A 10,104-nucleotide genomic window follows, 5' to 3' on the forward strand; every position below is an offset into this window, starting at 1 on the left:
TCTGGTGACGATAGCGGAGGGGACACACCGGTTCCCATCCCGAACACCGAAGTTAAGCCCTCCAGCGCCGATGGTACTTGGGGCGGGAGCCCCTGGGAGAGTAGGACGTTGCCAGGCAGCCGGTCAAGTAAGCCCATGAGTCCAGTACGGATTCATGGGCTTTTGTCTTACGCAGCGGACCTTGACATCAGATAGGTACATTGGTAGACTGTGAGGAAAATTTAAGCGGGATGAACCTATATCAAACTAAAAACTATTTTGGGGGAAACAAAAAATAGAAAGGAACTGTTGAACATGAGCTGGGAAGAGAAGTTTGGCAAAGAGGGTCTCACCTTTGACGATGTGCTGTTGATTCCTGGAAAGTCTGAAGTGCTGCCGCGGGAAGTAGATGTCCGAACCAGGCTGAGTGAGCAGATTATGCTCAATATTCCCCTCATGAGCGCCGCCATGGACACCGTGACCGAGGCGCCGCTGGCGATTGCCATCGCTCGCGAGGGGGGCATTGGCGTCATTCACAAAAACATGTCCATCGAGCAGCAGGCGGAAGAGGTGGATCGCGTCAAACGTTCGGAAAGCGGCGTGATTACCAATCCGTTTTACCTCAAACCGGACAATCGTGTATACGAAGCGGAAGAACTGATGGCAAAATACCGGATTTCCGGCGTGCCGATTGTGGATGACGAATTGCATCTGGTGGGCATTATCACCAACCGCGACTTGCGTTTTGTGCATCAGCGCGACATTCCCATTCGCGACGTGATGACCAAGGAAAACCTCGTCACCGCGCCGGTGGGCACAACTCTGGCAGAGGCGGAGGAAATCTTGCAGCGGCATAAGATAGAGAAACTGCCCTTGGTAGATGAAGAAAACCACCTCAAGGGACTCATCACGATCAAGGATATTGAAAAGGCGATTCAGTTCCCCAACGCCTCAAAGGACCGGCAAGGACGTCTGTTGGCGGCGGCAGCGGTCGGGGTGTCCCAGGACACGTTTGAACGGGCAGAGGCCCTTGTCGCCGCGGGCGTGGATGCATTGGTGGTGGATTCCGCACATGGCCACTCGGCAGGCGTCATCCGGGTGGTGCGCGAGTTGCGCCAGAAATATCCGGATCTGACCATTATTGCCGGGAACGTGGCAACGGCCGAAGGGACGCGTGACCTGATTGAAGCGGGCGCTTCCGCAGTCAAGGTGGGAATTGGCCCGGGTTCCATCTGTACCACCCGTGTTGTGGCCGGGATCGGCGTACCTCAGGTGACGGCGATTTATGATTGCGCCACAGAGGCGCGGAAATACGGTGTGCCGATCATTGCCGACGGCGGAATCAAGTACTCCGGTGACATTGTCAAGGCGATTGCCGCGGGGGCTGACGTGGTCATGCTGGGAAGCCTGTTTGCCGGGACGTCGGAAAGTCCGGGAGAAACGGAGATTTACCAGGGCCGGCGGTTCAAGGTGTATCGGGGGATGGGTTCGATTGGCGCGATGAAAGACGGCAGTGGTGACCGCTATTTTCAGGAAAATATGAACAAGCTGGTGCCTGAAGGCATTGAAGGGCGAGTCCCCTATAAAGGGCCCCTGGCGGATACGGTGTATCAGCTGATCGGCGGCCTGCGTGCCGGCATGGGATATGTTGGTGCCCGGAATATCGAAGAACTGAAAAACAACACGAGATTTATCCGGATTACGTCGGCGGGGCTGCGGGAAAGCCATCCGCATGATGTCCAGATCACCAAAGAGGCGCCGAATTACTCCATTTGACGATTTGACAGGATGACGATTTGACAGGGCCTTTCATTTTCCAGATGATTTCCACCTTCTTTTCTCCCATGCCCTGTGTTACAATATTTTTTGTTGGACAGGCGTGGGGGTGGGAAGGTGTGAGGAGAGGAAGCGGCAAAACATTGTGGGGAAGACGATTGGCCGCATGGACACTGTCTTTGTGTCTGTTTTTGTTGTTGATAAACGGCACTGCAGGTGCGGCTCATGCCCAGGTGCCCTTAAAATTGAACGTCAAATCCGCCATTCTGGTGGACGCTCATTCAGGGAAAATCCTGTATTCGCTCAATGCCAGTCAGGCGCTGCCTCCTGCCAGCATGACCAAGATGATGACCGAATATCTGGTGCTGGAGGCGGTCCAGCAGGGGAAAATTTCCTGGGATCAAAAGGTCAAGATTTCAGAGGCGGCTGCCAGCTTGGAAGGATCGCAGGTCTGGCTTTATCCAGGGGAGGAACGGACCGTCAAGGAACTGTTTACGGCGATGGCTGTCTACTCGGCCAATGATGCCACGGTAGCCCTGGCAGAACTGCTTGGCGGAAATGAAACCGAATTTGTCCACATGATGAATGAAAAGGCGAAAGCCATGGGCATGAAAAACACCCATTTTGTCACCAGCAGCGGATATCCGCCTGAAGATATGCGGCCAGAATTTCGTCCGCAAATTGACGGCGAGCATGTCATGTCGGCGGAAGATGCGGCCATTCTGGCGCGGGAACTGATCCTAAAGCAGCCGAAAATCTTTGAGTTTACAACGATTCCGGAGGCTGTCTTTCGGCAAGGGGAAGGCAAGGGCGAAATCCGGATGCAAAACTGGAACTGGCTGATCAAGCCCCTCATCTACGCCTACGAAGGGGCCGACGGGCTGAAAACGGGAAACACAGAAGCGGCCGGCTTTTGCATTACGGCGACGGCCAAGCGCGGCGAGATGCGCTTGATCGCCGTGGTGATGGGCGCAAAAACGATCAAGGACCGGTTTACGGAAGTCAGAAAGCTCCTGGATTGGGGATTCAACCATTTTACCGTGAAAACCGTCCTGAAGGGAAAAGAACCGGTCGAGGGATTTGAACGGGCGCCTCTTGTCAAGGGCAAAAAACGCGAAGTGGAAGTCGTCCCTCAGCAAAATTTGTCCATTGTGGTCCCTAAAGGAGAAGAAGCCGCCTATAAGCCAGAAGTCGTCTGGGATCAGAAAGCGCTGACGGCGCCGGTAGAAAAGCAGCGGGTTGTCGGCTGGTTGAAATTGGTTCGGGAAGGCGGACAGCCTGACGCCTTTTTGTCCAATATTCCACCGCAAGAACAGAATGGGGTGGCGATGATCGCCCAGGAAGATGTGAAAAAGGCAGGCTTTATCCGGCTTTTTTTCCGTTCCATCATGGACATGGTGGTGGGCGTGTTTAAAGGAATTGCGGGGGACACATCGGCTTAGCGTCCCGCACGGTCCACTTTTTCTTTGCTCTCGTCCTGTATTTCGGGATGAGAGTTTTTTGCATCGGGATGAGCGGTATAAAATGGAAGGAAAGCCCGTGAAAGAAAGCGCGGTGGACATGCGATTGGTGTCCATCGGAATGGAGGGGTTAGGGTGTTAGACAGCAAGCGACTGCGTGAGGATTTTGCGGCAATTCGGGAAAAGCTCAGCCACCGGAACGAGGAGATCGATGGCCTGGATCGCTTTCTTGAACTGGATGAGCGGCGGCGGAAGCTGCTGCAGGAAAGCGAAGCGCTGAAAAACCGGCGGAATACGGTGAGCCAGGAAGTGGCAGCCAGAAAGCGGCGGGGAGAGCCGGCAGATGAACTGATTGCCGAGATGCGGGAGGTGGGAGAGCAAATCAAGCGATTGGATGACCAGTTGCGGGACGTGAAGACGGAGCTGGATGCCATTCTTCTCTCGCTTCCCAATATTCCCCATGAAAGTGTCCCGGTCGGTGAGACAGAGGAAGACAACGTTCCCGTTCGCTTCTGGGGGGAGGTGCCGTCGTTTTCTTTTACCCCGAAGGCGCACTGGGAGCTGGGAACGGAACTGGGACTGCTGGACTTTGAGCGAGCCGGCAAGGTGACCGGGTCGAGGTATGTTTTTTACAAGGGCTTGGGAGCACGGCTGGAGAGGGCGTTGATCAACTTCATGTTGGATCTGCATACCTCCGAGCACGGCTATGAGGAGATGTTTCCGCCGTTTATCGTCAACCGGCACAGCCTCCTGGGCACCGGGCAGCTGCCTAAGTTTGAGGAGGATGTCTTCCGAATCGACGGCCAGGAGGATTATCTGATTCCGACCGCGGAGGTTCCGGTGACCAATTTTTACCGGGACGAGATTCTTTCGGCAGAGCAACTCCCGCTGTGTTTTGCCGCATACAGCGCTTGTTTCCGCTCGGAAGCGGGAGCGGCGGGAAGGGATACCCGGGGACTCATCCGGATGCATCAGTTCAACAAGGTGGAACTGGTGAAATTTGTCGAGCCGCAGCATTCCTACGAGGAACTGGAGCGCCTCGTCCAGGATGCGGAGCGGGTCTTGCAATTGTTGGGATTGCCTTACCGGGTGGTCCTGATGTGCACGGGGGATCTCGGTTTTGCGGCGGCCAAAAAGTACGATCTGGAAGTTTGGCTTCCCTCCAGCGGCCAGTACCGGGAGATTTCCTCTTGCAGCAATTTTGAGGATTTCCAGGCGAGACGGGCCAATATCCGTTACCGGCCCCACCCGAAGGCAAAACCGGAATTTGTTCATACCCTGAACGGATCCGGTCTTGCGATCGGACGGACAATGGCAGCGATCCTCGAGAATTACCAGCAGGAGGACGGCAGTGTCGTCATTCCGGAAGTCCTGCGGGATTATATGGGCGGTCTGGATGTGATTCGGCCGGTTTCTTGACACGGAGGACGGCACCCGTGCTCCCCGATTCCGGTTTTGGCGGAAGCGTTGAAGCACCGGCCGATCAGGAGCGCGGATGATGCCGTCCCGCAATCACGCATTGTTTTCAGAAATCCCGCGCGAAAGCCCACTCCTTTAGGGGTGGGATGGCGCATTGCAGTTCATGTATTAAACTGATACCATGCTGATATGGGACAAGAATATCGCCATACGAAAACAACTGCTTCCCTCATCAACTATCATTTAGCAGAACCACCGGCTGGCGGGAAGCATTGCCGACGCCAGTTGGTCGGAATTCCGGCGGCAACTGGCGTACAAAGCGAAGTGGTACGGGCGGCAGGTGGTGATCGTGTCCCCTGTTTTTCCGTCCAGCCAGCTTTGCTCCTGCTGCGGACACCGAAACACCGGGACGAAGGACCTGTCTGTCCGGCAGTGGACATGTCCGGTGTGCGGCGAAACGCATGATCGAGATGTCAATGCCGCAAGGAATATCCTGTGTGAAGGTTTGCTCCTTTTGGGCCTGTCCGCTTGAGCGGACTGAACCGTGGAACACACGGGGATCGCTTGGTGCCGCAAGGCAGAACTCCCGATCACGGGAGTGCTCCCAAGAATCCCACGGCTTTAACCGTGCGGAGTGTCAAAATTATATTTTCATATAAAAAAGTAACTAATAAAGTAACGAAGAAAATCACAGCCTGTGTCCGAGGACTTGCCGTTCGAGGAGCCACAGGCGTGAACCGGGATGACGAAATGTGGCAGGGGGAAACTTCTTGAGTGCTACCTGCATCTTTTCGCATGCCGGTTTTTTTGATCTTTTTTCTCCAGTAATTTTTTGGATAAGGGATTTTCGCATAAGGAATTTTTGCATCAGGGATGGGAGACATTTCGAATGGGGTGAGTGTATGAGCCAAGTTCAGGGAGCCTTGACAGGAATTCGCGTGGTGGATTTGTCCCGCGTTCTGGCGGGTCCTTTTTGCACGATGATTCTGGGGGATTTGGGCGCCGAGGTGATAAAGGTGGAGGCGCCTGGCGGCAGTGACGAGACGCGTGGTTGGGGTCCGCCCTACACAGGCGGGGAGAGCGCTTATTACCTGACGGCCAATCGCAATAAGAAGGCCATCACGTTGAATCTGAAGCACCCGGAGGGGAAGGAGATTTTTCTCCGTTTGGTGAAAGATGCCGATGTGTTGGTGGAAAATTTTAAAGCGGGAACATTGGCCAGAATGGGGTTGGCGCCGGAAAAGCTGTTGGAAATCAATCCCCGGCTGGTCATCGGGGAAATCACCGGTTTCGGGCAAAACGGCCCGCTGCGCGCGTTGCCGGGGTATGACTACATTGTGCAAGCCTTGGGCGGTTTGATGAGCATCACCGGCAGCGAAGAGAGCGGTCCGATGAAAGTGGGCGTGGCGATCGTCGATGTCCTGACCGGCCTGTTTACGGCCATCGGCATCCTGGCGGCGTTGCAGGAAAGGCAGCGCTCCGGCAAGGGACAGGTGGTGGATGTGGCGCTGCTGGATGTCAGTGTGGCCGCCTTGGTCAATGTGGCAAGCAACTATTTGGTATCGGGAAATCTTCCACGGTTATTGGGGAACGCCCACCCGAACATCGTGCCGTACCAGACCTTTCGGGCACGGGATCAGGAAATGGTGGTGGCAGTCGGCAATGACCGGCAGTTTGCCCGCTTTGCGGAAGTGATTGAACGGCCGGATCTGGCGGAGGATGAGCGGTTTTCGACCAATCCGGCCCGCTTGGCCCACCGTGAGGAGCTGATCGCCATGATCCAGGAGGCGCTGCAAAAGAGGACGGCGCAGGAATGGATGGATCGGTTGCAGGAGGCAGGCATTCCCTGCGCCCCGATTCAAACGCTGGATCAGGTGTTCCGGCATCCACAAGTGCTGGCACGCGGGATGGTGGTGGAGATGGATCATCCGACGGCGGAACGGGTTCGCCTGGTCGGCAGTCCTCTGCATCTTTCCCGCACGCCGGTCAGCTACCGGATCCATCCTCCGCTCGTTGGAGAACATACGGACGAGGTGCTTTTCGAACTGGGTTATTCAGCGGAAGACGTTCAGCGATTTCGTGCAGAAGGTGTTGTTTGAATGGCGCAAAAGGTGTTCCGGATTTGCCTGATACGCAGGAGGTGTCTGGTCCACTTGAATGGGCAGGTCAGTTGCGTTATAATGTCAGATGGAAATGGTGTCGAATCTCGTTGAGAGACATGCTGGAGAGGTGGTCGAGTGGTTTAAGGCAGCGGTCTTGAAAACCGCCGAGGGTTCACGCCCTCCGTGGGTTCGAATCCCACCCTCTCCGCCATACTTAACAAACGTTGATGTGATGCGGGTTTGAGGCGTTTTGCCATAGGTGGACGGTCTGCACTCCGTCCACTATGCAAAAAGCGCGAAACCGCTCATGCTGAAATTCAGCGACAACGGCCTTCTGAATCAACAAAGGAGGTCGTTTTTTCATGCCCAAAATCACGCATGACGTGGCTTGGCAGGATGCGCTGGATGAGTTCCTGCTTCTCAAACAGTCCGAGGGGAGAGCAGAAAGAACCGTTCATGATTACCGTTATCGTGTTGGGAAGTTTTTGGAGGCGTATGGAGAAGCTTGGCCTCACTTCCCAAAACTGAAAAAGTCTGTTCTTGAGTTTTTCGCTTCCCTGCAAGGCATGTCCGCCACCAGCTTCAACCTGTACAGGCAGTATCTGAAGACGTTTTTTGCCTGGTGCGTGGAAGAAGGATATTTGCCCAAGAATCCGATTGACGGGTTAAAAAGCGCAAAAATGACGGGAAGCCCCGCTCCGTGGAGATGGAGACCATTGAAAAGTTGCTGAAAAGCATCAATACAAAAACCTATGCGGGACTTCGGACTATTGTCTCATACTTTTCCAACTGGATACAGGCATCCGTCCAGGGGAGGCGTTGCAATTGCTTCCGGAACATTTCAATCTCAAAGCCTTGGAGGCGGTCATCCCGGATGCCGTGGCCAAGACAAGGACGGCCAGGACGGTCATTTTCAGCCCCCAAACAGGGAAGGTCATTCAGAAGCTGCTGGCTATCCGCCCCAAGGATTGGACGGATGATGTCCCGGTGTTTGCGTCCGAAAACGGCACTCGCATGAGCGTGGAGACTTGGGGAAATCGTTTGTCCATTTATCGCTCAAAAATCGGTTGCAAGGTAACGCCGTACATGCTCCGCCATACATCCGCTATCATGTTCTTGCGTGGTGGTGGTCATGTGTTCGCTTTGCAAAGGCAATTAGGACATACATCGTTAGTCATGACAAAAAGATATGTACATCTTGCAGATTCAGACTTGCATGAACAACATGCCATTGCTTCACCTGTTGGCCAACTGATGCCTCAAAGGACAAGAGTAAGGAAGGTGAGATGATGCGGTGGCCTGGTGATGACTCGATGGAGCGGCCAGTCTCGGATGTGTACATAGTCAAGTTCCGCTCCGGCAAGTATCACGGTCATGTGCATGTCTGCGGCAAGCCACGTGACAAGGTGGAATCCGAGGCCAAGAGGATGATTCATGAGCGACACATGACGTATATGCCTGGTATGGTAGAGATTGAAATTCTTGATGTGGTGCCTAAATGAGTTTTGGAAAAGGGGGTGCGTTCAACGCATCTCCTTTGATGTTGTCCGGGATGGGGTAGCCAACCGCTAGGTCATGGTAAAAAGGGTACTCACATTGAGAGTATCCTTATGGTGTCGGGTGTGTTTATAAACCAGATAAGGTAAAGGGAGAAGAAGGGTCTCACTTCAACTTAGCCCCTTATGGCAAGGTGTAACCAAAATGGTTACGGCACAGGCTTCCAAGGTGTCGTCAATTTGCCAGATACCTTCCCGCTTCTAGCGCCTGCCGTCATCCAAACCTCATCAGCTCCTTCATGTGTTCCTCTTCCCTCCAATCTGCTTCTATGTCTTCCGGCTCAATATGGCCCTTGGGGGTAAGGTTAGCACCATACAGCCCCACCGCTTTCAAAATGTGTATAGCGGCCAATTGCCTCAGTTTTGCGTCCCTTTCTTGTTTCAGGTCTTTTTCCAGCGCGTCCACAGCAAGCGCCACAAGCTGTCTAAGTCGTTCAACCTGCGTTCCCCACACCTCTTGTCGCCGTCGATTCAATTCCGCCGCAAACACCGCATTTCGGTTGCGCCATTCAGTCACAGTTTGTCTTGCGACACCAACAGCCTCCGCAACTTCTCGGTCGCTTTTCCCTTGGACAAGCAGGTCGATAGCATTCTCTTGCTCGATGCTCAGTCGTCGGCTTTTGTCCGTTTTGGCCACTTGGTTTCACCTCCGGTGTTTGATATGTGTAGGTCATCTGTAACCGGAATAATATTCCTCTCATCTTCATCAAGTCAGTTGGATTGATACCCTTCTAACATCCTGCCGGTTTCCTCCAGGAAATGCTTGTCGTCCGTCATGCGGCCAATGCACTCCACAGCCAAGGGGAACAGTTCGTCGAGCGGCCTGCCGGCTTGTAGGCCTTTGTACAGTTCCACCTTGAGCAATTCGCCCCTGCGGATGTTGTCAGCCACGGTTTTGAGCATGTTTTTGTGGAAGGCTTCCACCTTTTCTTTTTGCCTGTTTGTGGTGAGATAGTGAATGAGCGCCTCCTTGTTTGCCGCCAGTTTCTGCCGAATGGCGGGAGGGATGACTCCCTCCGCCCTCAATCTCCCGTTGACCACACTTAGCTTGATGTTTTGCCGCTCGCATTCCGCCAGCAGTTCCCTCACCATAGCAACCGCCCCCGCATGTTACTGGTGTTTACCATTTCTTTCGTTAATCGAAAAACGTCATTTTGAGAAAAAAGTTTGCATGTGACTGTTTGCTCGGTCTTTGAGCTATCCACTTCAGGGATTTTTACCCTCTATCCCTTGCAAAACGCCATCGGTGGTTGGGTGCCGCTGAGCACAAACGGGAACGTCTGTAGTTTTCTGTAGTTCTGTTTGCATAGGGTTGTTTTCTTTTTGCATGGGATTTGTTTTCGCCCGCTCCCCGGATGGAAGGAAGAAAAATCTATAAAAATGTGTTTGCGGTCATTTTTCCTAAACAGGACGTTTTTGGATGTGTCCAGGACGTTTTTAAAAGTGGCTCAATCCCTTGTGGCTCAAGGGTTTTCGCTATCAGCAGGACGATTTTGGGGTTATTCCACACTTTATAAAAAGTTGTTTGGTATCATTTTTTAGGTCAAACAATTTTTCTCTAGGTGGGAAAAGGTATCAAAATCGTCCTGTTGGTGGCTCAAATTCAGTCGTATCAAGGGTTTGAGCGTTTTTCAAAATCGTCCTGTTCGCTCCAAAATCGTCCTGTAAGATTCCAGAAAATGGGCATAATGCGACAAAAACATGAATAAAATGTGAACAAAATATGACCAAAATGTGACGAATGGAGCGGGAGAAGGTCTATAAATCTATTAATCTAAAATTCGATTACCTGCCGCTCCCGCTCCTGTGTGT

At 53.3% G+C, this 10,104-nt stretch carries 7 protein-coding genes, 1 tRNA gene, 1 rRNA gene and 1 pseudogene; 8 read left to right on the forward strand and 2 right to left on the reverse strand.

Annotation, left to right across the window (positions count from 1 at the left end):
• The 8 genes and pseudogenes from rrf (at position 1) to BAA01_03320 (ending at position 8,238) form a co-directional block, all read left to right on the forward strand.
• Positions 1–117 (forward strand): 5S ribosomal RNA (rrf, locus tag BAA01_03285).
• A gap of 177 nt (positions 118–294) precedes the next feature.
• Positions 295–1,755, forward strand: coding sequence for an IMP dehydrogenase (locus tag BAA01_03290; protein ID OUM85810.1), 1,461 nt, complete (start codon positions 295–297; stop codon positions 1,753–1,755).
• A gap of 143 nt (positions 1,756–1,898) precedes the next feature.
• Positions 1,899–3,197 (forward strand): hypothetical protein, encoded by a 1,299-nt coding sequence (locus tag BAA01_03295; GenBank protein ID OUM85811.1) that lies wholly within the window; start codon positions 1,899–1,901, stop codon positions 3,195–3,197.
• Positions 3,198–3,350: 153 nt separating this feature from the next.
• Entirely contained in the window at positions 3,351–4,634 is a 1,284-nt protein-coding gene (locus BAA01_03300; GenBank protein ID OUM85812.1) for a serine--tRNA ligase, read from the forward strand.
• A 902-nt stretch (positions 4,635–5,536) separates the two neighbouring features.
• Entirely contained in the window at positions 5,537–6,733 is a 1,197-nt protein-coding gene (locus BAA01_03305) for a CoA-transferase (protein OUM85813.1), read from the forward strand.
• Positions 6,734–6,857: 124 nt separating this feature from the next.
• Positions 6,858–6,947, forward strand: a tRNA-Ser gene (locus BAA01_03310).
• 151 nt (positions 6,948–7,098) lie between these two features.
• Positions 7,099–8,026, forward strand: a pseudogene (locus tag BAA01_03315) (recombinase XerD).
• Positions 8,026–8,238, forward strand: a complete 213-nt coding sequence (locus tag BAA01_03320) for a hypothetical protein (protein OUM85814.1) — start codon at positions 8,026–8,028, stop codon at positions 8,236–8,238. The pseudogene BAA01_03315 and the gene BAA01_03320 overlap by 1 nt, the downstream one beginning before the upstream one ends.
• A 268-nt stretch (positions 8,239–8,506) precedes the next feature.
• On the opposite strand, the gene BAA01_03325 is transcribed toward BAA01_03320, so the two are convergent.
• The gene (locus tag BAA01_03325; GenBank protein OUM85815.1) at positions 8,507–8,929 is read right to left on the reverse strand and encodes a hypothetical protein; all 423 of its coding nucleotides are present in this window, start codon (positions 8,927–8,929) and stop codon (positions 8,507–8,509) included.
• A 74-nt stretch (positions 8,930–9,003) separates the two neighbouring features.
• The gene (locus tag BAA01_03330; protein OUM85816.1) at positions 9,004–9,384 is read right to left on the reverse strand and encodes a hypothetical protein; all 381 of its coding nucleotides are present in this window, start codon (positions 9,382–9,384) and stop codon (positions 9,004–9,006) included.
• Positions 9,385–10,104 lie beyond the last annotated feature (720 nt).

Origin of the sequence: Bacillus thermozeamaize (genome assembly GCA_002159075.1) — a bacterium.
Taxonomy (GTDB): Bacteria; Bacillota; Bacilli; order ZCTH02-B2; family ZCTH02-B2; genus Bacillus_BB; species Bacillus_BB thermozeamaize.